The sequence below is a fragment of the Streptomyces sp. NPDC051207 genome (assembly GCF_040682395.1).
Taxonomy (GTDB): domain Bacteria; phylum Actinomycetota; class Actinomycetes; order Streptomycetales; family Streptomycetaceae; genus Streptomyces.
Map to the genome: position 1 here is coordinate 61,502 of NZ_JBFBAX010000012.1, position 23,393 is coordinate 84,894.

At 71.7% G+C, this 23,393-nt stretch carries 16 protein-coding genes and 2 pseudogenes; 11 read left to right on the forward strand and 7 right to left on the reverse strand.

All coding sequences use genetic code 11. The annotated features are described in order from the left end of the window. Positions 1-15 precede the first annotated feature (15 nt). The 3 genes from AB0M97_RS14605 to panB form a co-directional block, all read right to left on the reverse strand. Positions 16-825 (reverse strand): ABC transporter permease, encoded by an 810-nt coding sequence (locus tag AB0M97_RS14605; RefSeq protein WP_365961195.1) that lies wholly within the window; start codon positions 823-825, stop codon positions 16-18. After that, positions 822-1,841 (reverse strand): ATP-binding cassette domain-containing protein, encoded by a 1,020-nt coding sequence (locus AB0M97_RS14610; RefSeq protein WP_365961196.1) that lies wholly within the window; start codon positions 1,839-1,841, stop codon positions 822-824. The genes AB0M97_RS14605 and AB0M97_RS14610 overlap by 4 nt, the downstream gene beginning before the upstream one ends. Positions 1,842-2,185: 344 nt before the next feature. Next, positions 2,186-3,061, reverse strand: a complete 876-nt coding sequence (panB, locus tag AB0M97_RS14615; RefSeq protein WP_365961197.1) for a 3-methyl-2-oxobutanoate hydroxymethyltransferase — start codon at positions 3,059-3,061, stop codon at positions 2,186-2,188. Between the two features lie 179 nt (positions 3,062-3,240). Here panB and AB0M97_RS14620 point away from each other — a divergent pair, with 179 nt between their 5' ends. The 3 genes and pseudogenes from AB0M97_RS14620 (at position 3,241) to AB0M97_RS14630 (ending at position 6,820) form a co-directional block, all read left to right on the forward strand. Next, positions 3,241-4,830 carry an MFS transporter gene (locus AB0M97_RS14620; protein WP_365961198.1) on the forward strand — a complete coding sequence of 530 codons (1,590 nt, stop codon included), beginning with the start codon at positions 3,241-3,243 and terminating at the stop codon, positions 4,828-4,830. A gap of 113 nt (positions 4,831-4,943) precedes the next feature. Then, positions 4,944-5,578, forward strand: a pseudogene (locus tag AB0M97_RS14625) (TetR/AcrR family transcriptional regulator). 192 nt (positions 5,579-5,770) lie between these two features. Then, positions 5,771-6,820: an endonuclease/exonuclease/phosphatase family protein gene (locus AB0M97_RS14630; protein WP_365961199.1), complete on the forward strand. Its 1,050-nt coding sequence runs from the start codon at positions 5,771-5,773 to the stop codon at positions 6,818-6,820. 102 nt (positions 6,821-6,922) lie between these two features. Here the strand turns inward: AB0M97_RS14630 and glnA are convergent, their stop codons facing one another. Continuing rightward, a complete protein-coding gene (gene glnA, locus AB0M97_RS14635; RefSeq protein ID WP_365961200.1) occupies positions 6,923-8,284 on the reverse strand; it encodes a type I glutamate--ammonia ligase in 1,362 nt (453 codons plus the stop codon). Between the two features lie 302 nt (positions 8,285-8,586). Here glnA and AB0M97_RS14640 point away from each other — a divergent pair, with 302 nt between their 5' ends. The 4 genes from AB0M97_RS14640 to AB0M97_RS14655 all read left to right on the forward strand — a co-directional run bounded on the left by AB0M97_RS14640 (position 8,587) and on the right by AB0M97_RS14655 (position 13,671). Beyond that, positions 8,587-9,282, forward strand: a complete 696-nt coding sequence (locus AB0M97_RS14640) for a DUF3105 domain-containing protein (protein WP_365961202.1) — start codon at positions 8,587-8,589, stop codon at positions 9,280-9,282. Further along, positions 9,279-9,896, forward strand: a complete 618-nt coding sequence (locus AB0M97_RS14645; RefSeq protein ID WP_365961203.1) for a DUF305 domain-containing protein — start codon at positions 9,279-9,281, stop codon at positions 9,894-9,896. Before AB0M97_RS14640 ends, AB0M97_RS14645 begins: the two co-directional genes overlap by 4 nt. A gap of 91 nt (positions 9,897-9,987) precedes the next feature. Then, positions 9,988-11,742, forward strand: a complete 1,755-nt coding sequence (locus AB0M97_RS14650) for an NAD+ synthase (protein ID WP_365961205.1) — start codon at positions 9,988-9,990, stop codon at positions 11,740-11,742. Between the two features lie 372 nt (positions 11,743-12,114). Continuing rightward, on the forward strand, positions 12,115-13,671 hold the full coding sequence (locus AB0M97_RS14655; protein WP_365961206.1) for a polysaccharide lyase family 1 protein: 1,557 nt from the start codon (positions 12,115-12,117) through the stop codon (positions 13,669-13,671). A gap of 117 nt (positions 13,672-13,788) precedes the next feature. Here AB0M97_RS14655 and AB0M97_RS14660 read toward each other — a convergent pair. Then, a pseudogene (locus AB0M97_RS14660) lies at positions 13,789-14,319 on the reverse strand (pyridoxamine 5'-phosphate oxidase family protein); the annotation flags it as partial. 189 nt (positions 14,320-14,508) lie between these two features. On the opposite strand from AB0M97_RS14660, the gene AB0M97_RS14665 reads away from it, so the two are divergent. Continuing rightward, positions 14,509-17,514 (forward strand): bifunctional [glutamine synthetase] adenylyltransferase/[glutamine synthetase]-adenylyl-L-tyrosine phosphorylase, encoded by a 3,006-nt coding sequence (locus tag AB0M97_RS14665; protein ID WP_365961207.1) that lies wholly within the window; start codon positions 14,509-14,511, stop codon positions 17,512-17,514. Here AB0M97_RS14665 and AB0M97_RS14670 read toward each other — a convergent pair. Both AB0M97_RS14670 and AB0M97_RS14675 read right to left on the reverse strand, forming a co-directional pair. Then, the gene (locus tag AB0M97_RS14670) at positions 17,502-18,374 is read right to left on the reverse strand and encodes a phosphatase PAP2 family protein (protein WP_365961208.1); all 873 of its coding nucleotides are present in this window, start codon (positions 18,372-18,374) and stop codon (positions 17,502-17,504) included. The two genes, AB0M97_RS14665 and AB0M97_RS14670, sit on opposite strands and share 13 nt — an antisense overlap. Before the next feature lie 131 nt (positions 18,375-18,505). Next, complete coding sequence (locus tag AB0M97_RS14675; protein WP_365961209.1) at positions 18,506-19,540, reverse strand: LacI family DNA-binding transcriptional regulator; 1,035 nt, start codon at positions 19,538-19,540, stop codon at positions 18,506-18,508. A 456-nt stretch (positions 19,541-19,996) separates the two neighbouring features. On the opposite strand from AB0M97_RS14675, the gene AB0M97_RS14680 reads away from it, so the two are divergent. The 3 genes from AB0M97_RS14680 to AB0M97_RS14690 all read left to right on the forward strand — a co-directional run bounded on the left by AB0M97_RS14680 (position 19,997) and on the right by AB0M97_RS14690 (position 23,301). Next, entirely contained in the window at positions 19,997-21,268 is a 1,272-nt protein-coding gene (locus AB0M97_RS14680; RefSeq protein ID WP_365961210.1) for an extracellular solute-binding protein, read from the forward strand. 103 nt (positions 21,269-21,371) lie between these two features. Beyond that, the gene (locus AB0M97_RS14685) at positions 21,372-22,376 is read left to right on the forward strand and encodes a sugar ABC transporter permease (protein ID WP_365961211.1); all 1,005 of its coding nucleotides are present in this window, start codon (positions 21,372-21,374) and stop codon (positions 22,374-22,376) included. Positions 22,377-22,389: 13 nt separating this feature from the next. After that, positions 22,390-23,301: an ABC transporter permease subunit gene (locus AB0M97_RS14690; protein ID WP_365961212.1), complete on the forward strand. Its 912-nt coding sequence runs from the start codon at positions 22,390-22,392 to the stop codon at positions 23,299-23,301. Positions 23,302-23,393: the final 92 nt, after the last annotated feature.

Below are 23,393 nucleotides of genomic sequence, written 5' to 3' on the forward strand. Positions count from 1 at the left end.
ACGGACCGGTGGGGGTCAGGCCTTGGTGCGGAACTTGTGCACCGCGACCGGCGCCATCACCGCCGTGATCGCCACCGACCAGCCGATCGTCATCCACAGGTCGCCCGCGACCGGCCCGCCGACCATCAGCCCGCGCGCGGCGTCGGCCAGCGAGGACAGCGGGTTGTACTCGGTGAACCTCTCCAGCCAGCCCGGCATCGACTGCGGCGGCGCGAAGATCGACGAGCCGAACTGCAACGGCATCAGCACCAGGAAGCCCATCGCCTGCACGGACTGCGCGTTCTTCATGACCACGCCCAGCGTCAGGAACACCCACATCAGGGCCGAGCCGAACAGCACGGACAGCCCCACGGCGGCGAACAGCCCGGCCCAGTCGGTGACGTCGAAGCCCACCAGGACGCCGACCACCAGCAGTACGACGGTGGCGAACAGCATCCGCACCAGCTCCACCGCGATCTTGGCGAACAGCACGGAGCCGCGCCCGATGGGCAGCGAACGGAACCGGTCCATGACCCCGGTGCCGAAGTCCTGGTTGAAGCCGGTGCCCACGCCCTGAGCCATGTTCATGCCCATCATGGCCATCAGCCCGGGCACGATGTACTGCACGTACTGCTCCTGGCCGCCGCCGAGCGACTGCCCGATGGAGCCGCCGAAGACGTACACGAACAGCAACGTGAAGACGACCGGGAAGAGGACCGCGTCGAACATCGACTCCGGGTCCTGCCGGATCCACAGCAGGTTGCGGCGCACCAGCGCGCCGGTGTGCCGCACATGCCCGCGCAGCGGGATCCGGGCGTCGGCCGGGTGCGGGGTGGTGGCGGTCATGCGGCGATCTCCTCGCGGTCGTCGGCGGCCACGGTGTCCTGCGGGGCGCTTGGCCGGTGGCCGGTGAGCGACAGGAACACCTCGTCCAGGCTGGGCAGTTCGGTGCTGATGGAGGCGAGCGTGATGCCGCGCGCGGCGACGGCGCCCACGACGGCGGTCAGCTGCTCGTCGCTGAGCACCGGCACCAGTACGGCGCCGCGCTCGGCGTCCACGGCGGTCGTGGCGAGCCCGGTGATGCCGAGGTCGTCCAGCGCGGCGGCCAGCGGGCGCAGCTGCGCCGGGTCGGCCGGGCGGACCCGCAGGGTGCGTCCGCCGACCTTCGCCTTCAGCTCGTCGATGCCGCCGCGCGCGATGACCCGCCCCCGGTCCACGACGGTCAGCCCCGAGGCGAGCTGCTCGGCCTCCTCCATGTACTGCGTGGTCAGCAGCACGGTCACCCCGTCGCCGACCATGCGCCTGACCTCGGCCCACACCTCGTTGCGGGTGCGCGGGTCCAGCCCCGTCGTGGGCTCGTCCAGGAACAGCACCGCGGGGTGCCCGATCATGGACGCGGCCAGGTCGAGCCGTCGCCGCATACCGCCGGAGTACGTGCCGGCCGGTCGGCGGGCCGCCTCGGTCAGCGCGAACCGCTCCAGCAGCTCGTCCGCCCGGGCCCGCGCCTGCGTGCGGGACAGGTCGAGCAGCCGCCCGATGAGATACAGGTTCTCCCACCCGGCGAGCTTCTCGTCCACGGACGCGTACTGCCCGGTCAGCCCGATCACCCGCCGCAGCTGCCGGGGCTGCCGTACGACGTCGTACCCGGCCACGGTCGCCGTCCCGGCGTCGGGCGCGAGCAGCGTGGACAGAATCCGCACCAGGGTGGTCTTCCCGGCCCCGTTCGGCCCGAGCACCCCCATCACGGTGCCCTCCGGCACCTCCAGATCCACCCCGTCCAGCGCCTTCGTGGCCCCGTAATGCTTGACCATGCCCCGCACGGCGACGGCCGCGCCGCCTTTCCCTACGTCGATTCCCGTCATGCCGACGACACTCCCAGCCGCGCCCGACAAACGACCGACAGCGAACCGACAGCGAACCGACAGCAGGGCTGGACATCCAGCCCGTCCGGAGCGTGAGGACGAGGCGCGAACCGCCGAAGGGGGCCTGGGGGCGCAGCCCCCAGGGCCGGGAACGGGAAGGGGCGGCGGGGCGAAACCCGGCGAGGCCCGCTCTCGCAAAGACGGCAGCCCCCGCCGACGGGGGAAGATCGGCGAGGGCTGCCCGGGTGTTACCGCAGTGGCTCAGTCGGCCGAGCCGGGACGCTCGGCCCGGTCAGGGAGGCCGGCCCGGGGGCCGGGACGGCGGGCCCAGCGGGGACGGCCGCTCAGTGAACGGCGTGCTCCGGCGCCGGAAACGCCCCACCGACCACGTCCTCGGCGAACGCCTTCACCGCCCCGCCCATCACCTCACGCAGATCGGCGTACTGCTTCACGAACTTCGGCACCCGCCCCCCGGTCAGCCCGAGCATGTCGGTCCACACCAGCACCTGCGCGTCCGTCTCGGCCCCGGCCCCGATCCCGACGGTCGGGATGTGCAGCGTGCGCGTCACCTCGGCGGCCAGCTCGGCCGGCACCAGCTCCAGCACGACGGCGAACGCGCCCGCGTCCTGCACGGACTTCGCGTCCCGCAGCAGCTGCTGCGCCGCCTCCTCGCCGCGCCCCTGCACGCGGTACCCCATCGCGTGCACCGACTGCGGCGTCAGACCGATGTGCGCCATCACCGGGATGCCGGACTCCACCAGCAGCCGGATCTGCTCGTGCGAGCGCTCTCCGCCCTCCAGCTTGACCGCGCCGACCCCGGCCTCCTTCACCAGCCGGGTCGCCGAGCGCAGCGCCTGCACCGGGCCCTCCTGGTAGGAGCCGAACGGCAGGTCGCCGACGATGAGCGAGCGCCTGGTGCCGCGGACGACGGCCGCGGACAGCATGGTCATCTGATCCAGCGTGACGGGGACCGTCGTGTCGTAGCCGAGGTGGCAGTTGCCCGCCGAGTCGCCGACCAGCAGGACCGGAATGCCGGCGTCGTCGAAGACGGAGGCGGTCAGCGCGTCGTACGCGGTGAGCATGGGCCACTTCTCGCCGCGCTCCTTGGCGGCGGCGATGTCGCGGACGGTGATGCGACGGGTGCTCTTGCCCCCGTACAGCGCCTTGCTGCCGTCGGAGGGGTTGGGCTGCGCAGTCTGGGCAGCCGGAAGCTGCGTCATGGCAACGCTCCTCACAAGTCATCTCGAGGCGCCCTGACGGCGTCCCCGGATCTCCTCCATGGTGGCACTTCGGGTCGGCGAGGGCCAGAGCGGCCCCTGTGACGCGCTCCACGCACGTTCCCGGCGCAGTTATGCGATACGAGACGGTCTCGTATCGTAAATGGTCTACCGTGGACGGCATGAACGACCCTGCCCCTACCGGCCCGCGGATCCCGGCAGCGGTGCACCGGCGCCGCTGGGCGATCCTCGCCGTCCTGATGCTGAGCCTCCTCGTCGTCGTCCTGGACAACTCGATCCTGAACGTCGCCCTCAAGACGATCTCGACCGCGGCTCCGGCCGGCCTGGGCGCCACCCAGAGCCAGCTGGAGTGGGCGATCAACTCCTACACCCTGGTCTTCGCCGGCCTGCTGTTCACCGCGGGCCTGCTCGGTGACCGGCTCGGCCGCAAGAAGGTGCTGATGGCCGGGCTGCTGGTGTTCGGCGTCAGCTCGGCGCTGGCCGCCCAGTCGGGTTCGCCGCAGCAGCTGATCGCGTTCCGCGCGCTGATGGGCTTCGGCGCCGCCTTCGTCATGCCCGCCACGCTCGCCGTCCTCATGAACGTCTTCGAGCGCGAGGAGCAGCCCAAGGCCATCGGCATCTGGGCGGGCGGCGTCGGCCTGGCCATCGCCATCGGCCCGGTCACCGGCGGTGTACTCCTGGAGCACTTCTGGTGGGGCTCGGTGTTCCTCGTCAACGTGCCGATCGTGGTCGTCGCGCTCGCGCTGATGCTCTGGCTGGTGCCCGACTCCCGCGACCCGAGGCCCGGCCGCCTGGACCCCGTCGGCGTGCTGCTGTCCGTCGTCGGCCTGGTCCTGCTGGTCTACGGCATCGTCGAGGGAGGCCGGCTCGCCGACTTCACCGACCCCACCGTCCTCGCGGCCACCGGCGCGGGCCTCGCCGTACTCGTGGCGTTCGTGGTGTTCGAGAAGCGCAGCGACCACCCCTCCATCGACGTCACGTACTTCCGGGACAAGGCCTTCTCGGCCGCTGTCGCCGCCATCGCGCTGGTGTTCTTCGCGCTGATGGGCGTGACGTTCTTCGCGGTGTTCTACATGCAGAGCGTGCTCGGCCACTCGCCGCTGGAGTCCGGGCTGCTGCTGCTCCCGCTGGCGGTCGCGCAGCTGATCTTCGCGCCGCGCGCCCGGCTGGTGGTCAACCGCTTCGGCAACCGCGCCACCACCACCGCCGGCATGACGCTCGTCGCCGTGGCGCTCGCCGCGTTCGCGCTCCTCGACGCGCAGACCCCGCTCTGGCTGCTGGAGGCGATCCTGTTCGCCATGGGCTCCGGCATGGCGCACATCATGACGCCGGTCAGCGTCGTCGTCATGCAGACCGTGCCGCGCGAGAAGGCGGGCTCCGCGTCCGCCCTCAGCAACACCTTCCGGCAGGTCGGCGCCGCCCTCGGCATCGCCGTCCTCGGCTCGGTGCTGTCCACCGCCTACCGCAACGGCATCGAGGACAAGCTCGGCGCGGTCCCCGAGCACCTGCGCCACACCGCCGGCGAGTCCATCGAGGCGACCCTCGGCGTCGCCGCCGGGATGGGCCCGGCCGGCAGGTCCCTGGTGGCCCCGGCCCACGACGCCTTCCTCCAGGCCATGCACGTCACCGCCCTGCTGGGCGCGGGCGTCGCGGTGCTCGGCGCGGTCGTCGTGGCCCTGTTCCTGCCGGGCAGGCAGCGGGCGCAGCGGCAGGAGGAGAAGGACGGGCAGCTCGTGTCCGCGGGGGAGTAGGAGGGACAGCGGCGCAGGGACGCAGGGCAGTGGCGCAGAATCGGGGATCATCACCGGGTGACCGTGCGACCGGGCCCGGGCCGCCGCCCGGCAGCGGAAGGGAGCAAGCAGACGTGAGCCTCGCCGACAGCGACACCAGGCAGGACGGCCCGGCCAGGGGCCGCCCCCGCAGCGAGGCCGTGGAGCACGCCATCATCGAGGGCGTCATGAAGCTCCTGGAGGACGGCGTGCCGCTCGCGGAGGTCTCCATCGAGCGGATCGCCCGTACCGCGGGCGTCGGCAAGGCCACCATCTACCGGCGCTGGAGCGGCAAGGAGGAACTCTTCGTCGACGTCATGCGCGCCGCCGAACCGCCCGACGCGGAACTGCCCGGCACGTCGATGCGCGAGGACCTCGTCGTCCTGCTGGAGGCGGTGCGCCGGCGCGGACTGGTCAGCCGCTCGTCGGCCATCTTCCACAGCGTGTACGCCCAGATGAAGACCGCCCGAAGATCTGGGCCGAGTACCACAAGAGCGTCATCGAGCCCCGACGCCGCCTCGGCCTGGAGATCCTGCGCCGCGGCCAGCGCGACGGCGAACTCCGCGCCGACCTCGACGTCGAACTGCTCTACGACGTCTTCGTCGGCCCCATGCTGGTGCGCACCGTGTTCCGGCCGGGCGCCGAACTCCCCGAGGGCCTGGCCGAGCAGATCGTCGACACCCTGCTGGGCGGCCTGGCCCCGGCGCGGGAGGCCCACGGGGACCGGTGACGCCGCAGCCGGAATGTGCGTGTTTCGTCACAGTGCCCCGCGGGTTGCCGCGGTCCGGAACTCGGGACGCGCCCCCGCTCGTCCTCGTGCCTGTACGGCCGTCACCGGACGGCGGGGAACGGAGCCGATCATCCCCTAGGGTCGTAGCCACGGGGGTGACGGTGTGCGCACGGCAGGTAGTGAGGCAACGGTATGGCGCAGCAGGCGTACGTGACGGACTCGGACCACGGCGGCTCTCCGGCCGAGCGCCCGCGATCCCGGTTCCGGCGCCTGCTCTCCCGGCCGGCGGGCCGGTGGGGCGACCGGGACAGCCGGCGGCGCGGCGTGCTCGTGGCCGCCGCGGCGGTGCTGCTGGCGCTGGTGATGCTGGCCCACTCGCGCATCCCGAACGCGGTCGGCAACCTCGGCAGCCTCACGGAGACCTTCCTGCCCTGGCTGGGCCTGATGGTGCCGGCGCTGCTGGTGTCGGCCCTGGTGCGCCGCTCGGTGACCGCGCTGATCGCGGTGCTGGTGCCGGCGGTGGTCTGGCTGACGCTGTTCGGCGGGCTGCTCACCGACAAGGCGGCAGCCGGCGGTGATCTGACGGTGGCCACGCACAACGTCAACGCCGACAACCCCGACCCGTCCGGCACCGCCCGCGACGTCGCCGCCTCCGGCGCGGACGTGGTGGCGCTGGAGGAGCTGAGGGCGGCGGCGGTCCCCACGTACGAGAAGGCGCTGGCGTCGACGTATCCGCACCACGCGGTGGTGGGCACCGTCGGACTGTGGAGCAAGTACCCGATGAGCGGCGTCAGGGACGTCGACATCAAGCTCGGCTGGAAGCGCGCGATGCGCGCCACGGTCACCACCCCGGCCGGGCAGGTCGCCGTCTACGTCGCCCACCTCCCGTCCGTCCGCGTGAAGCTGGAGGCCGGCTTCACGGCCCGGCAGCGCGACAAGAGCGCCGACGCGCTCGGAGAGGCCATCGCCGGCGAGCAGCTCACCCGGGTCGTGCTGCTCGGCGACCTCAACGGCACGATGAACGACCGCGCGCTGAACGCCGTCACCTCCCAGATGCGCTCCACACAGGGCGCGGCGGGCAGCGGCTTCGGCTTCAGCTGGCCGGCGTCGTTCCCGATGGCCCGCATCGACCAGATCATGGTCAAGGGCATCGAACCGGAAAGCTCCTGGACCCTGCCCCGCACGAGCAGCGACCACCTCCCGGTCGCGGCCCGTGTGAAGGTCGCCCCGACGGCGTCCTGAAAACCCCGGACGCACGCTGCCTTTCCTTGCACCTGACCCGCCCGCCGAGCGAAACGGGCAGGGGGCGCCCGGCACGAGCCGGACGCCCCCTGCTCGGCGTGCTCACAGCACGGGCAGGTTCTTCCGCAGCTCGAACGCGGTGACCTCGCTGCGGTACTCCTCCCACTCCTGCTTCTTGTTGCGCAGGAAGAAGTCGAAGACGTGTTCGCCGAGGGTTTCGGCGACCAGGTCGCTGCGCTGCATCAGGTCCAGGGCCTCGCCCAGGTTCTGCGGGAGCGGCTCGATGCCCATCGCGCGGCGTTCCGCGTCGGACAGTGCCCACACGTCGTCCTCGGCGCCCGGCGGGAGTTCGTAGCCCTCCTCGATGCCCTTCAGGCCGGCGGCCAGCAGGACGGCGTAGGAGAGGTACGGGTTGGCGCCGGAGTCCAGGGAGCGGACCTCGACGCGGGCCGAGCCGGTCTTGCCCGGCTTGTACATCGGCACGCGCACCAGCGCCGAGCGGTTGTTGTGGCCCCAGCAGATGTACGAGGGGGCCTCGCCGCCGGCGCCCGCCGTGCGCTCCGTGCCGCCCCAGATGCGCTTGTACGAGTTGACCCACTGGTTCGTCACCGCGGACAGCTCCGCCGCGTGCTTCAGCAGGCCCGCGATGAAGGAGCGGCCGACCTTGGAGAGCTGGTACTCGGCGCCCGACTCGTAGAACGCGTTGCGGTCGCCCTCGAAGAGGGAGAGGTGCGTGTGCATGCCGCTGCCGGGGTGCTCGGAGAACGGCTTCGGCATGAACGTCGCCTGCACGCCCTGCTCCAGCGCCACCTGCTTCATCACCAGGCGGAACGTCATGATGTTGTCCGCCGTGGACAGCGCGTCCGCGTAGCGCAGGTCGATCTCCTGCTGGCCGGGGGCGCCCTCGTGGTGGGAGAACTCGACCGAGATGCCCATCGACTCCAGCATGGTGATCGCCTGGCGGCGGAAGTCCATGCCGACGTTCTGCGGGGTGTGGTCGAAGTAGCCCGAGTTGTCGGCGGGGGTGGGGCGGGAGCCGTCGACCGGCTTGTCCTTCAGCAGGAAGAACTCGATCTCCGGGTGCGTGTAGAACGTGAAGCCCAGGTCGGAGGCGCGGGCCAGGGCGCGCTTGAGGACGTAGCGCGGGTCGGCGAAGGACGGGGAGCCGTCCGGCATGAGGATGTCGCAGAACATGCGTGCGGTGCCGGGGGCCTCCGCGCGCCAGGGCAGCACCTGGAAGGTGGAGGGGTCCGGCTTGGCGATCATGTCGGACTCGTACACCCGGGCGAAGCCCTCGATCGCGGAGCCGTCGAAGCCGATGCCCTCGTCGAAGGCCTGCTCCAGCTCGGCGGGGGCCACGGCCACCGACTTGAGGAAGCCCAGCACGTCCGTGAACCACAGGCGTACGAAACGGATGTCGCGCTCCTCCAACGTCCGGAGCACGAACTCCTGCTGCTTGTCCATCTTCCGCTTCCCCATCCTTGCTGGTCAGGCCGCCTGTCTCCGGTCCCGAGGGTGGCGGTCGGGCATCTGAGCATCCCACCACAACACCGTTTCACGCGCGTTGCGGACCATGATCGGGCGGCCGGCTCCGGTCTGAACGTCCGGCGTACGGCGGTTACCGCTGTGCCGCCCATATTGCCTCCTGGCGGTTGCGGGCGTAACGGCGGGAGGGGATGGAACCCGTCCGGAGGGCTCGGCTGTTCCTTCGCATCCCAGTACGATCAGCTGGCCTCCTCCGTCACCTGCCCCGAAGGACACGAACCATGGGTTCCGCGAAGAACGGCTCCGGCAAGACCGGCAAGAACAGCAGCGGCTCGGCGCGTCAGACGCGGATAGCCGAGATGCGGCGTGCGGAGCAGGCACGCGACCGGCGCAACCGGCTCCTCACGATCGGCGCGAGTGCCGTGATAGTCGCCGCGCTCGTCGTGGGCGGTGTGGTGCTGGTGCGGTCGCAGTCCGACTCCGGCGCGTCCGACAGCGCCAACGGCGACTCCAAGACGTCCGGGAAGTTCGTGACGGACGCGGACGGGGTGAGGAAGTGGCAGGGCAAGCTGTCCCGCAACCACGTCACCAAGGACGTGGACTACCCGACCGAGCCGCCCGTCGGCGGTGACCACAACCAGGTCTGGATGAACTGCAACGGCGACGTCTACACCAAGCCGATCAACAACGTGAACGCCGTGCACTCCCTGGAGCACGGGGCCGTGTGGGTGACGTACAACGCGAAGGCCGACAAGGCCGACGTCGACGCGCTCGCGGCGAAGGTGAAGAAGACGCCGTACACGCTGATGAGCCCCGTGGAGGGGCAGCAGGACCCGATCATGCTGTCGGCGTGGGGGCACCAGCGGACGGTGAGCGGGGCCGACGACCCGAACGTCGACACGTTCCTCGAGAAGTTCGTGCAGGGCGCGCAGACGCCGGAGCCCGGGGCGGCGTGCACGGGAGGGCTGCCGCAGTGAGAAGGGCCGGCTGGATCGCGGGGGCCGCGTCGGCGGTGCTGGTCGCCGCCGGCGGGGTGACGTGCGCGGTCGCCGGGGACGACGGCGGCGGGGCGGGCGCCCCGCCGCCCGCCGCGTCGTCGGCCGACGCCGGGTTCGCCCGGGACATGGCCGTGCACCACCAGCAGGCCGTGGAGATGTCGTACATCGTGCGGGACCGCACCGACGACGTGGAGGTGCGGCGGCTCGCGTACGACATCGCGCAGACGCAGGCGAACCAGCGGGGGATGCTGCTCGGCTGGCTGGACCTGTGGGAGCTGCCGAAGGTGTCGGCGGATCCGCCGATGACGTGGATGGGGATGCGCGGGGCGCCGTCGGAGGGGGACGGGGCGCTGATGCCGGGGATGGCGACCGACGCGGAGCTGGCGAGGCTCGGGAAGCTGCGGGGGCGCCAGGCGGAGGTCTACTACCTGCGGCTGATGACCGAGCACCACAAGGGCGGGGTGCACATGGCGCAGGCCTGCGCCGCGAGGTGCACGGTCGGCGTGGAGAAGCGGCTGGCGCGCGGGATGGCGGAGGCCCAGGAGTCGGAGATCGGGCTGATGACGGACATGCTGCGGGAGCGCGGCGCGTAGCCCTCCCGCGCCGGGAGGCCCGGGGGCCCCGACGACGGCCGTGCCCCCGCCCGCCCCCCCATCGCGTCGCTCTGACGATTACACTGGCCCCGTGCCTCAACTACGCGTCGCCCTGAATCAGATCGACTCACGCGTCGGCGACCTCGCCGGGAACAGCGAGACCATCGTCCGCCGGACCCGCCGCTGCGCCGAGCGGGGAGCGCATCTCGTGGCGTTCCCGGAGATGGCGCTGACCGGGTATCCCGTGGAGGACCTGGCCCTCAGGTCCTCCTTCGTGGAGGCGTCCCGCGCCGCCCTGCGCGACCTCGCCGCCCGCCTGGCGGCCGAGGGCCTCGGCGGCCTCCCGGTGGTCGTCGGCTACCTCGACCGCTGCGAGACCGCCCAGCCGAAGTACGGCCAGCCCGCGGGCGCCCCGCAGAACGCCGCGGCGGTCCTCCACGGCGGCGACATCGTGCTCACCTTCGCCAAGCACCACCTGCCGAACTACGGCGTCTTCGACGAGTTCCGCTACTTCGTGCCCGGCGACACCCTGCCCGTCCTGCGCCTGCACGGCATCGACGTCGCCCTGGCCATCTGCGAGGACCTCTGGCAGGACGGCGGCCGGGTACCGGCGGCCCGTTCCGCCCGGGCGGGCCTGCTGCTGTCCGTGAACGCCTCCCCGTACGAGCGCGACAAGGACGACACCCGGCTGGAACTCGTCCGCAAGCGCGCCCAGGAAGCCGGCTGCACCACCGCCTACCTCGCCATGATGGGCGGGCAGGACGAGCTGGTCTTCGACGGGGACTCGATCGTCGTGGACGCCGGCGGCGAAGTCCTCGCGCGGTCCCCGCAGTTCGCGCAGGAGTGCCTGGTGCTCGACCTGGACCTGCCCGCCGCCGCCGCGGACGCCCCCAGCGGTGTCGTGGACGACGGGCTGCGCATCGAGCGCGTCGTGCTGTCCGAGGAGCCCCTGCCCGCCTACGAGGCCGAGGCGAACGGCTCCTACGCCGCCCGGCTCGACGACGACGAAGAGGTCTACTCCGCCCTGGTCGTCGGGTTGCGCGCCTACGTCGAGAAGAACGGGTTCCGGTCCGTGCTGATCGGGCTGTCCGGCGGCATCGACTCCGCCCTCGTCGCCGCCATCGCCTGCGACGCGGTCGGCCCGGAGAACGTGTACGGCATCTCCATGCCGTCCCAGTACTCCTCCCAGCACTCCAGGGACGACGCCGCCGAGCTCGCGCGCCGCACCGGGCTCAACTTCCGCACCGTGTCCATCGAGCCGATGTTCGACGCGTACATGGGCGCGCTGGGGCTGACCGGGCTCGCGGAGGAGAATCTGCAGTCCCGGCTGCGCGGCACGCTGCTGATGGCCGTCTCCAACCAGGAGGGGCACATCGTCCTGGCGCCCGGCAACAAGTCGGAGCTGGCGGTGGGCTATTCCACGCTCTACGGCGACTCCGTGGGCGCGTACGGGCCCATCAAAGACGTCTACAAGACCCTCGTCTTCCGGCTCGCCGAGTGGCGCAACCGCGCCGCCGCCGAGCGGGGGGAGACCCCGCCCATCCCGGAGAACTCCCTCACCAAGCCGCCGAGCGCCGAACTGCGGCCCGGCCAGGTCGACACCGACTCGCTGCCCGACTACGCCGTGCTCGACGCGATCCTGGCGCGGTACGTCGACCGGGACGAGGGCGCCGACCAGATCGTCGCCGCCGGGTTCGACCCCGCGCTCGTGACGAAGACGCTGCGGATGGTCGACACCGCCGAGTACAAGCGGCGCCAGTACCCGCCGGGCACCAAGATCTCCCCGAAGGGCTTCGGCAAGGACCGCCGCCTGCCCATCACGAACGGCTGGCGGGAAACCGGCTGAGGGAACGGGCCGGCGCGAAACCGGCCGAGGGACACGCCTGGAACAACCGGCGGAGGAAAACGGGCCGGTTCCGGTCGGCCGGGGACCCGCCCGCGGCTTTCCCGGCCCGCCCCGCGATATCCGGAACCACATAATCCACAACTGCCCGGAGCCTTGCCACCCCCGTCGAGGGCGTCCTATGGTGCGCAGACAGAAAGCGCTTTCCCAGGGCGTGGGAGCGATCCCATCGCAGTGAACCCCGCGGCCCCGGCCGCCCGTTGAGAGCCGCACCACCTGCACGAACCGCCCCGGATCCACGGCCTGCCCGACCACGGAACGGCCACCGCCCCGGCGGTGCCCTGTCATGCCCATGACACGAAAGGCGAACCCATCATGAAACGACCAGTCGCCCTGCGACTCGGAGCGGTACTGGCCACGGGAGCCGTTGCCGCCGCGGCCGGTGTGGCCCTCGTGACGCCCCAGGCGTCGGCCGCCACCGCCGGTGCCACCGGCTTCGCGGCCCAGAACGGCGGGACCACCGGCGGAGCGGGCGGCCAGACCGTCCGCGCCAGCACCGGAACCGCGATCCACCAGGCCCTGTGCGGCAGGGCCAGCACCAGCACCCCGATCACCATCCAGGTGGAGGGGACCATCAACCACGGCAACACCAGCCAGGTCTCCGGCGGCAGTTGCAGCACGGCCGCAGACCGCATCGAGCTCAAGGGCGTCAGCAACATCACGATCGTCGGCGTCGGCAGCGGTGCCGTCTTCGACCAGCTGGGCATCCACATCCGCGACTCCCGCAACATCATCATCCAGAACGTGACGGTCAAGAACGTCAAGAAGTCCGGTTCGCCCCTCTCCAACGGCGGCGACGCCATCGGCATGGAGAGCAACGTCCGCAACATCTGGGTCGACCACACCACGCTGGAGGCGTCGGGCGGGGAGTCGGAGGGCTACGACGGCCTCTTCGACATGAAGAACAACACCCAGTACGTCACCCTGTCGTACAGCATCCTGCGCAACTCCGGCCGCGGCGGCCTCATCGGGTCCAGCGAGAGCGACCTGTCCAACGGCTACGTCACGTTCCACCACAACCTGTACGAGAACATCGGCTCCCGCGCGCCCCTGCTGCGCGGCGGCATCGGCCACATGTACAACAACCACTACAAGAACCTGACCTCGTCCGGCATCAACTCCCGGGCCGGCGCCCGCGCCAAGGTCGACAACAACTACTTCGAGGACTCCAAGGACGTCCTCGGCACCTTCTACACCGACGCCAAGGGCTACTGGCAGGTCAGCGGCAACATCTTCGACAACGTGACCTGGTCCAGCCCCGGTACCGACAACTACCCGGCCGGGCCCAACCCGACGTCGAACACCACCGTCTCGCTCCCGTACGCCTTCAGCGCCGACCCGGCCACCTGCGTGCCGAGCGTCGTGAGCCAGACGGCGGGCGCCAACAAGGGACTTCGCGTGTCCGACGGCAGCTGCACCCCGCAGACGCCGGGCCCGACGCCGACCACCCCCACGCCCACCCCGACGACACCCACGCCCACGCCCACGCCCACCCCGACCCAGCCCAGCGGCACCAACCTCAGCCTCGGGGCAGGCGCCGACGGCACCAGCAAGGCCGACGGGACGAGCTACGGCAACGTGCGCGACGGCAACATGAGCACCTACTGGTCACCGGCCGGTTCGACCGGTTCCGTGTCGGTCAAGTGGGGCTCGGCCACCACGGTGTCCAAGGTCAACATCCGTGAGGCGGCGGGCTCCTCGGCCCTCGGTTCCTGGAAGCTGGTCAATTACGACACCGGCGCCGTCCTGGCCTCCGGCAGCGGCGCGGGCCTCGTCGGCTTCCCGGCGACCTCGCTGAGCAAGATCACGCTCCAGATCACCGGCTCGACCGGCACCCCGAAGATCGCCGAGTTCGAGACGTACGCCGGCTAGTGCGCGGCGGCGCGGGGACCGGTCCGGCTGACGGCCCCCGCGCCGCTCCCGCCGCCCTCGCCCGCCGGAGCCGCCGCACCGTGTGCGGCGGCTCCCTCCGTCGCGCGGGCCTCGGCCGAACCGCCACCGCGTCCGGCTGAACGGCTCGCCCTTGCCGAACCCGAACACCGTGCGGGGCGCCACCGAGAACACCACGGCGTGCCCGGGGCCGTGGTGGAAGTACCCGGCGCGCACCTCGAAGTGCCAGAAGCCGCCGTACTTCGCCTCCCACGCGGCGGCCGGCTCGCGCAGCCTGCCGCCGTCGGACACGCGGACCGCCCCGCCCTCCACGACCAGGTCGCAGCCCCGGTTCCAGAGGGTGGCGCCGGTGGTCACCGCGACGCGGGAGTCGGCGGCGATGGTGCTGGCCTTGCGCTTCCCGGACCCGGCGCAGAAATGCAGCACGCCCCGCGACCACACCACGGGCAGCGGCGCCACGTACGGCCGCCCGTCCGGGCACACCGCGGAGATCCGGAACGGTCCGGCCGGGGCGAGCATCGGCTCGGCGTCCGCCCACGGCGTCGCCCTGGCCGACGGGTCGCTGTAGCGCGGGTCGAGACGGGTCCCGGGGCCGTCTCCGGGCCACCGGCCGCTCGTCGGATGTGTCACGGCGTGTTCTGCCCACCGGACGGGCCCGCGGCCGGGCCGTCCTCGCTGTCCTTTCCGCGTGCCCCCCTGCCTCAGGACGTGCTCCCGGCAGGACCGACCCCGCACCCCGGCGGAACTGATCGCTCCCGCGCCCCGCGGCTGCGGTTAGGCTCGACCCCGTACCGCATCGACGCAGGACAGGAGGCCGGGATGACGGCGCCGGGGCGCAGGAGCAGCACCTTCACGCGACTGCTGCGGCACGGCTTCACCGATGCCTCCGCCGCCGAACGGCTCCTCGACACCCCCGAGCTGGCCCCCCTCCGCGACGACCCGGTCCTGCTGGACGCCCTCGGCGCCACCGCCGACCCCGACCTCGCCCTCCAGGGCCTGGTACGGCTGCTGGAGGCGCAGCCCGACGCCACCGCGCGCCGCGAACTGCTCGACACGGTGACCGCGGCCAAGCCGCTGCGCGACCGCCTCCTCGGCGTGCTCGGCGCGTCCGCCGCGCTCGCCGACCACCTGGCCCGGCACGCCGGCGACTGGCGGGCGCTGGTGATGTACGAGCCGCGCGACCTGCACCCCGGCGTGGACGAGTTCGAGCGCTCCCTCGCCGAGGCCCGCGACCCGGTCGCGCTGCGCGTCGCCTACCGGCGCTGCCTGCTGTCCATCGCCGCCCGTGACGTGTGCGGCACCACAGACGTCGCCGAGACCGCCGCCGAACTCGCCGACCTCGCCACCGCCACGCTGCGCGCCGCCCTCGGCCTGGCGCGGGCCGCCGCGCCCGACGACGCGGAGCTGTGCCGGCTCGCGGTGATCGCGATGGGCAAGTGCGGCGGCCACGAGCTGAACTACGTCTCCGACGTCGACGTGATCTTCGTCGGGGAGGCCGTCGACGGCGCCGACGAGGGCAAGGCGCTGCGCGCCGCGACCCGGCTCGCCTCGCACATGATGCGGATCTGCTCGGAGACGACCGTCGAGGGCTCCATCTGGCCGGTGGACGCCAACCTGCGCCCCGAGGGCAGAAACGGTCCGCTCGTCCGCACGCTCAGCAGTCACGTCGCCTACTACCAGCGCTGGGCCAAGACCTGGGAGTTCCAGGCGCTCCTCAAGGCCCGCCCCGTCGCCGGCGACCTCGGCCTCGGCGAGCAGTACGTCGCCGCCGTCGAGCCCCTGGTGTGGCAGGCGGCGGAGCGGGAGAACTTCGTCGCCGACGTGCAGAAGATGCGCCGCCGGGTGGTGGAGAACATCCCCGTCGCCGAGGTCGACCGCCAGCTCAAACTCGGCCCGGGCGGCCTCAGGGACGTCGAGTTCGCCGTGCAGCTGCTCCAGCTGGTGCACGGCCGGGCGGACGCCTCCCTGCGCAGCGGTACGACGCTGGCCGCGCTGAAGGCCCTCGCGGCGGGCGGCTACGTGGGCCGCGCCGACGCCGCGCAGCTCGACGAGGCGTACCGCTTCCTGCGCTCCATGGAGCACCGCATCCAGCTGTTCCGGCTGCGCCGCACCCACCTGGTGCCCGAGGACGACGCCGACCTGCGCCGCATCGGACGCTCCCTGGGCCTGCGCGCGGACCCGGTGGCCGACCTGCACCGGGAGTGGAAGCGGCACGCCGGAGCCGTTCGGCGCCTGCACGAGAAGCTGTTCTACCGGCCGCTGCTCGACGCCGCCGCCCAGCTCGCCCCCGGCGAGGCCCGGCTCAGCACCGAGGCGGCCCGGGAACGCCTGGTCGCCCTCGGCTACGCCGACCCGGCGTCCGCGCTGCGGCACCTGGAGGCGCTGGCCTCCGGGGTCAGCCGCAAGGCCGCCATCCAGCGCACGCTGCTGCCGGTGCTGCTGGGCTGGTTCGCCGACTCCGCCGACCCGGACGCGGGCCTGCTGAACTTCCGCAAGGTGTCCGACGCGCTCGGCAAGACCCCCTGGTACCTGCGGCTGCTGCGCGACGAGGGCGCGGCGGCGGAGAACCTCGCGCGGGTGCTGTCGGCGGGGCGGCTCGCCCCCGACCTGCTGATGCGGGCCCCGGAGGCCGTGGCGCTGCTCGGCGACGGCGACACCGGCGGGCGCGGCGGTCTGGAGCCGCGCGGCCGGGCCCAGCTGGAGCAGGAGGTCCTCGCCGCGGTCCGGCGTGCGGACGGCGCGGCGCAGGGCGTCACGGCGGCCCGCGGTGTGCGGCGCCGCGAGCTGTTCCGCACCGCGGCGGCCGACATCGTCGGCTCGTACGGCACGGAGGCGCAGCCCGCCGAGGCCGACCAGGGGGCGCTCGTCGACCTGGTCGGCGGGGCGGTGTCCGACCTGACGGCGGCGGCGCTGGCGGGCACGCTGCGGGCGGTGGTCGGGGAGGGCTGGGGCGACACCCTGCCGACCCGGTTCGCGATCATCGCCATGGGCCGGTTCGGCGGCCACGAGCTGGGCTACGGCTCCGACGCCGACGTGCTGTTCGTGCACGAGCCCCGGGACGGCGTCGAGGAGCGGGAGGCCGCCGACGCGGCGAACAAGGTCGTCTCCGAGATGCGCCGCCTGCTGCAACTGCCCAGCTCGGACCCGCCGCTGCTGATCGACGCCGACCTGCGCCCGGAGGGCAAGTCGGGTCCGCTGGTGCGGACCCTGAAGTCGTACGAGGCCTACTACCGGCGCTGGTCGCTGGTGTGGGAGTCGCACGCGCTGCTGCGGGCCGAGGCGGTCGCCGGGGACGAGGAGCTGGGCCGCAGGTTCATCGAGCTGGTCGACCCGCTGCGCTACCCGGCCGACGGGCTGGGGGAGGAGGCCGTGCGGGAGATCCGGCGGCTGAAGGCCCGCATGGAGGCGGAGCGGCTGCCGCGCGGCGCCGACCCCCGGCTGCACACCAAGCTCGGGCCGGGCGGGCTGTCCGACGTGGAGTGGACCGTGCAGCTGATGCAGCTCAGGCACGGCGCTCAGGTGCCCGGGCTGCGCACGACGCGCACCCGGCAGGCGCTGGCCGCGGCCCGCGAGGCCGGGCTGATCACGGCGGAGGACGCGGCGACGCTGGACGAGGCGTGGGTGCTGGCGACCCGGGTGCGCAACGCGGTGATGCTGGTGCGCGGCAGGGCCGGCGACACGTTTCCCTCGGAGAGCCGGGAACTGGCGGCGGTGGGCCGCTACTTGGGGTACGGGGCCGGTCACGCGGGCGACATGCTGGACGCGTACCGCCGCACCACGCGCCGGGCGCGGGCGGTCGTCGACGAGCTGTTCTACGGCACCTGAGCGCGCCGGCGCGCGCTCGGCGTCAGCAGGGGCCGGGGCGGCGGCGCCGTCCTCGGCAGCGCGTACGGCGTCGCCCCGTACCAGGCGCCCGCCAGGGCGTAGCCGAACGCCAGGCACAGCACGCCGCCCACCGCGTCCAGCCAGAAGTGGTTGGCCGTGGCGACGATCACCACCAGCGTGCCCGCCGGGTACAGCAGGCCCAGCACGCGCACCCAGGGGACGGTGGCGAGGGCGAAGATCGTCAGGCCGCACCACAGGGACCAGCCGATGTGCATCGACGGCATCGCGGCGTACTGGTTCGACATGTTCTTCAGGTCGCCCGACGCCATCGAGCCCCACGTCTGGTGGACCACGACCGTGTCGACGAAGTGGCCGCCGTTCATCAGCCGGGGCGGCGCCAGCGGATACAGGTAGTAGCCGACCAGGGCCACGCCCGTGGTGGAGAACAGCACCAGCCGGGTCGCCGCGTAGCGCCCGGGGTGCGCGCGGTACAGCCACACCAGGACGCCGAGCGTCACCACGAAGTGCAGCGTGGCGTAGTAGTAGTTCATGCCGACGATCAGCCACGTCACCGAATTCGCGGCGTGGTTGACGGACTGCTCGAAGGCGAGGCCGAGCTGGTGCTCGAACCTCCAGATCCAGTCGGCGTTGCGCAGCGCCTCGCCGCGCTGTTCCGGGACGGCGTTGCGGATGAGGGAGTACGTCCAGTAACTCACCGCGATCAGCAGGACCTCGAACCACAGACGAGGCCGCCGCGGCGCGCGCAGCCGCCGCAGGAAGCCCTGGCCCGCGTCGTCCGTGACGGAGTGCGGAACGGCCGCTTCGCGGCCTTCCAGAGTCGTCACGGTCGTCTCACCCATGGGCACAGAGTCTGCCAGACAAGCCTTTCCCGACCGATCATCCTCCGGTCGGGCCCGGGACGCATGTTCTCCACCGCGAGGAGGGCCGGTGGCTACCACGCGGGCACGGTGCGTCGCCCCGCGCCTCCCCCTCAGGGACGATTCCGGTCACCGGGGGCCGAAGCGGTGGAACCCCGCACGACCAGTTCCGGCATGAACACGAACTCGCTGTGCGGCGCGGGCGTCCCGCCGATCTCCTCCAGCAGCGTGCGCACCGCGGCCTGTCCCATCGCCGGGACCGGCTTGCGGACCGTCGTCAGCGGCGGGTCGGTGAACGCGATCAGCGGGGAGTCGTCGAAGCCGACCACGGAGATGTCCGTGGGGACCTCCAGGCCGTGCTGGCGCGCCGCCCGTATCGCGCCGAGCGCCATCATGTCGCTGGCGCAGACCACCGCCGTGCAGTTCCGCTCGATCAGCGCCGTCGCGGCGGCCTGGCCGCCCTCCAGCGTGTAGAGCGAGTGCTGCACCAGCTCCGTCTCCACGGTCTGCGCGCTCAGGCCCAGCTGCTCCTGCACCGAGCGCACGAACCCCTCGATCTTGCGCTGCACCGGCACGAAACGCTTGGGGCCGAGGGCCAGGCCGATGCGGGTGTGGCCGAGGGAGGCGAGGTGCGTGACCGCCAGCGCCATCGCCGCGCGGTCGTCGGGCGAGATGAACGGCGCCTGCACCTTGGGCGAGAAGCCGTCCACGAGCACGAACGGCACGCCCTGGGCGCGCAGTCGCTCGTAGCGCTGCGTGTCGGCCGTGGTGTCCGCGTGCAGTCCGGAGACGTAGATGATCCCGGCGACGCCGCGGTCCACGAGCATCTCCGTCAGCTCGTCCTCCGTCGACCCGCCCGGGGTCTGGGTGGCCAGCACCGGGGTGTAGCCCTGCCTGGTCAGCGCCTGCCCGATGACCTGGGCCAGCGCCGGGAATATCGGGTTCTCCAGCTCCGGCGTGATCAGGCCCACCAGGCCCTCGCTGCGCTGCCGCAGCCGCACCGGGCGTTCGTAGCCCAGGACGTCGAGCGCGGCCAGCACGGACTGGCGGGTGGTGGCGGCGACGCCCGGCTTGCCGTTGAGGACGCGGCTGACGGTCGCCTCGCTCACCCCCGCCTGAGCAGCGATGTCGGCAAGCCGTGTGGTCACAGCAGGGGACTGTAGCGGGCGCATGTCGCCTTGCCCACCGACCGGACGCCTGGTGCGCACCGGTGAGCGGCGCGCCGCGGGTTGCTGCGTCATCGCGATCCCTCATGTCGTGGTCGGTGTCCGGTACCGCAACGGATGATTCACCCGGCGGAAACGGATGGCAAGTGCTTGCAGAGTCTTGCACAGGCCCCGTCGGGGCGCGTAGGGCCCGGACACAGGGTCGCGCGGCGGTGGCGGACAGGTCACGGCGGCATAACTCTCGGCAGGCCTTGCACTTTTTTGCTGCAAGGTCTTTCGCGGGCATTGCATCGCTGTTACGTTCACGTCGCCCGGCAGCGTCCCCCACTCTCGGACCACTCGAGCGGGAGGGGCCCCCATCGGCGCGGTCGGCAAGTCGGCAGGAGCGGCAGACGGGGCCCCCTGCACCACACGGGCTTTCACCCTCAAGGAGAACTCATGCGGCGTGGCATAGCGGCCACCGCTCTGGTGGCGTCCCTCGCCCTCGCGGCGACGGCCTGCGGCGGCGACAGCGACAGCGGCGACAAGGCCGACGGCCCGGTCACCCTCACCTGGTGGGACACGTCCAACGCCACCAACGAGGCGCCGACGTACCAGGCCCTGGTCAAGGAATTCATGGCCGCCAACAAGGACATCAAGGTCAAGTACGTCAACGTGCCGTTCGACCAGGCGCAGAACAAGTTCGACACCGCCGCCGGTTCCAAGGGCGCCCCCGACGTGCTGCGTTCCGAGGTCGGCTGGACCCCCGCCTTCGCCAAGAAGGGCTACTTCCTGCCGCTGGACGGCACCGAGGCCCTCGAGGACCAGGCCAAGTTCCAGTCCAGCCTGATCGAGCAGGCCAAGTACGAGGGCAAGACGTACGGCGTGCCGTTCACCACGGACACCCTCGCCCTCGTCTACAACAAGGCCCTGTTCGAGAAGGCCGGCGTCGAGGCCCCCAAGACCTGGGACGAGCTGAAGAAGGCCGCCGCCACGATCAAGGACAAGACGGGCGTCGACGGCTACTGGGGCTCCACCCAGGCCTACTACGCGCAGTCGTTCCTCTACGGCGAGGGCACCGACACGGTCGACGCCGACGCCAAGAAGATCACCGTCGCCTCCCCCGAGGCCAAGAAGGCCTACGGCACCTGGCTGAGCCTGTTCGACGGCAAGGGCCTGCACAAGGCCGACACCACCGCCGACGCCTACGCCCACATCCAGGACGCGTTCGTCAACGGCAAGGTCGCCGCGATCATCCAGGGCCCGTGGGAGATCACCAACTTCTACAAGGGCGCCGCCTTCAAGGACAAGAAGAACCTGGGCATCGCCCCCGTCCCGGGCGGCTCCAGCGGCAAGGCGGGCGCCCCGACCGGCGGCCACAACCTGGCCGTCTACGCCGGCTCCAGCGAAGCGAAGCAGAAGGCCGCGCTGAAGTTCGTCAACTTCATGACCTCGGCCAAGGCGCAGGAGACCATCGCGCTGAAGAACTCCACGCTGCCGACGCGCGAGGACGCCTACAGCGTCAAGGTCGTCGCCGACCCGGGCATCGCCGGCTACCAGGGCGTGCTGTCCGCCGCCCAGCCGCGCCCGGCGCTGCCGGAGTACAGCTCGCTGTGGGGCCCGCTCGACGAGGAACTGCCGAAGATCGCGAGCGGCAAGGTGTCCCTGGACAAGGGCCTGAGCAACGCGGAACTCGCCATCGCCAAGCTGGTGCCGGACTTCAGCAAGTGATCCGGCCGGCCGCCGGATCCGCCCCGCACGGGACGGGTCCGGCGGCCGTCGGCCTGCCCGGCCACCCCTTCAGTGCCGTAGAACTTTCCAGAAAGTGTCGAACATGACAGTCGCCATCGACCGCGCGACCGGCAAGCGCCGCGGTGACCGCGCGCCGCGGCCCGGGCTGGGCCGGCGCTTCCAGCACAGCTACCGGAAATACTGGTACGCCTACGCCATGATCGCGCCCGTGGCCGTCGTGCTCGGCGTCCTGGTGCTGTATCCGCTGGCGTACGGCTTCTATCTGACGCTCACCGACGCCAACAGCCTCAACACGGCCCGCACCATCGGCGTCAACGAGATCGAGGCCACCTACAAGTTCATCGGACTCGACAACTACGCCGACATCCTGTGGGGCCCGACGGCGTACGACCGGTTCTGGTCGCACTTCATCTGGACGATCGTGTGGACCGCGCTGTGCGTCGGCCTGCACTACACCATCGGCCTCGGCCTCGCCCTGCTGCTCAACCAGAAGCTGCGCGGCCGGACCCTGTACCGGCTGATCCTGGTCCTGCCGTGGGCCGTGCCGACCTTCGTCACCGTCTTCGGCTGGCGCTTCATGCTCGCCGACGGCGGCATCATCAACTCCGGCCTGGACATGCTGCACCTGCCGACGCCGCTGTGGCTGGAGGACACCTTCTGGCAGCGGTTCGCCGCGATCATGGTCAACACCTGGTGCGGTGTGCCGTTCATGATGGTCTCCCTGCTCGGCGGCCTGCAGTCCATCGACTCCACCCTGTACGAGGCGGCCGAGATGGACGGCGCCACCGCCTGGCAGCGGTTCCGCTACGTCACCCTGCCGGGGCTGAGGTCGGTCAGCTCCACCGTCGTCCTGCTCGGCGTCATCTGGACCTTCAACCAGTTCGCCGTGATCTTCCTGCTGTTCGGCAACACCGCCCCGGACGCCCAGATCCTCGTGACGTGGGCCTACTACCTGGGCTTCGGACAGCAGCCGCGCGACTTCGCGCAGTCCGCCGCCTACGGCATCCTGCTGCTGGCCATCCTGATCGTCTTCACCTCCTTCTACCGCCGCTGGCTGAACCGCAATGACCAGCAGCTCGCGATCTGAGGCAGGAGTCCCCATGAGTACCACCACAGTCGAGACCCCCGCCGCGGCCGGCGACAAGGGCGCGGCGGCCCCCGGGCCCGGCACGGTCCGCCGCCGCGGCGAGACCGGCCTCGGCGCCGCCCTCGCCTCCCACGGCATCCTGATCGCCGCGAGCCTGGCCGCGCTGTTCCCGATCGCCTGGCTGGTGTTCCTGTCCCTCGGCCCGGACAAGGACGACTACCTGCACCCCGGAGACATCTGGGGCAAGATGACGCTCGACAACTACGCGTTCGTCCTGCAGGACACCAACTTCTTCGACTGGCTCAAGAGCACGCTGGTCGTCTCGCTCGGCACCACGCTGATCGGCGTCGTCATCGCCGCCAGCACCGGCTACGCGGTGTCCCGCATGCGCTTCCCCGGGTACCGCAAGTTCATGTGGGTCCTGCTGGTCACCCAGATGTTCCCGGTGGCGGTCCTGATGGTGCCGATGTACCAGATCCTGTCGGAGCTCCAGCTCATCGACACCTACCTCGGCCTCATCCTGGTCTACTGCTCGACCGCGGTGCCGTACTGCGCCTGGCTCCTCAAGGGCTACTTCGACACCATCCCGTTCGAGATCGACGAAGCGGGCCGGGTCGACGGACTGAGCCCGTTCGGCACCTTCGTGCGGCTGATCCTGCCGCTCGCCAGGCCGGGCCTGGCCGTCGCAGGCTTCTACAGCTTCATCACCGCGTTCGGCGAGGTCGCCTTCGCGTCGACGTTCCTGCTGGACGACACCAAGTACACCTTCGCGGTCGGCCTGCAGAGCTTCGTCAGCGAGCACGACGCGCAGCGCAACCTCATGGCGGCCACCGCCGTGCTGGTCGCGATACCCGTGTCCGCGTTCTTCTACCTCGTGCAGAAGAACCTGGTGACCGGCCTCACCGCCGGCGGCACGAAGGGCTGACGCCGGTGACCGGACTCCCGCGCGCCTGACCGCGCGGGCGGCGGCCGCGGTGCCCGTCCGACCCCGCTGCACCGCGGCCGCCTCGTCGTCAC

Excerpts from the sequence above, each read along its gene's own strand:
- AB0M97_RS14620 (WP_365961198.1), top strand. The coding sequence starts at position 3,241 with ATGAACGACCCTGCCCCTACCGGCCCGCGGATCCCGGCAGCGGTGCAC.
- AB0M97_RS14685 (WP_365961211.1), top strand. The coding sequence starts at position 21,372 with ATGACAGTCGCCATCGACCGCGCGACCGGCAAGCGCCGCGGTGACCGC.
- AB0M97_RS14610 (WP_365961196.1), bottom strand. The coding sequence starts at position 1,841 with ATGACGGGAATCGACGTAGGGAAAGGCGGCGCGGCCGTCGCCGTGCGG.
- AB0M97_RS14605 (WP_365961195.1), bottom strand. The coding sequence starts at position 825 with ATGACCGCCACCACCCCGCACCCGGCCGACGCCCGGATCCCGCTGCGC.
- AB0M97_RS14630 (WP_365961199.1), top strand. The coding sequence starts at position 5,771 with ATGGCGCAGCAGGCGTACGTGACGGACTCGGACCACGGCGGCTCTCCG.
- panB (WP_365961197.1), bottom strand. The coding sequence starts at position 3,061 with ATGACGCAGCTTCCGGCTGCCCAGACTGCGCAGCCCAACCCCTCCGAC.
- AB0M97_RS14680 (WP_365961210.1), top strand. The coding sequence starts at position 19,997 with ATGCGGCGTGGCATAGCGGCCACCGCTCTGGTGGCGTCCCTCGCCCTC.
- AB0M97_RS14655 (WP_365961206.1), top strand. The coding sequence starts at position 12,115 with ATGAAACGACCAGTCGCCCTGCGACTCGGAGCGGTACTGGCCACGGGA.
- AB0M97_RS14690 (WP_365961212.1), top strand. The coding sequence starts at position 22,390 with ATGAGTACCACCACAGTCGAGACCCCCGCCGCGGCCGGCGACAAGGGC.
- AB0M97_RS14670 (WP_365961208.1), bottom strand. The coding sequence starts at position 18,374 with ATGGGTGAGACGACCGTGACGACTCTGGAAGGCCGCGAAGCGGCCGTT.
- AB0M97_RS14665 (WP_365961207.1), top strand. The coding sequence starts at position 14,509 with ATGACGGCGCCGGGGCGCAGGAGCAGCACCTTCACGCGACTGCTGCGG.
- AB0M97_RS14640 (WP_365961202.1), top strand. The coding sequence starts at position 8,587 with ATGGGTTCCGCGAAGAACGGCTCCGGCAAGACCGGCAAGAACAGCAGC.
- glnA (WP_365961200.1), bottom strand. The coding sequence starts at position 8,284 with ATGGACAAGCAGCAGGAGTTCGTGCTCCGGACGTTGGAGGAGCGCGAC.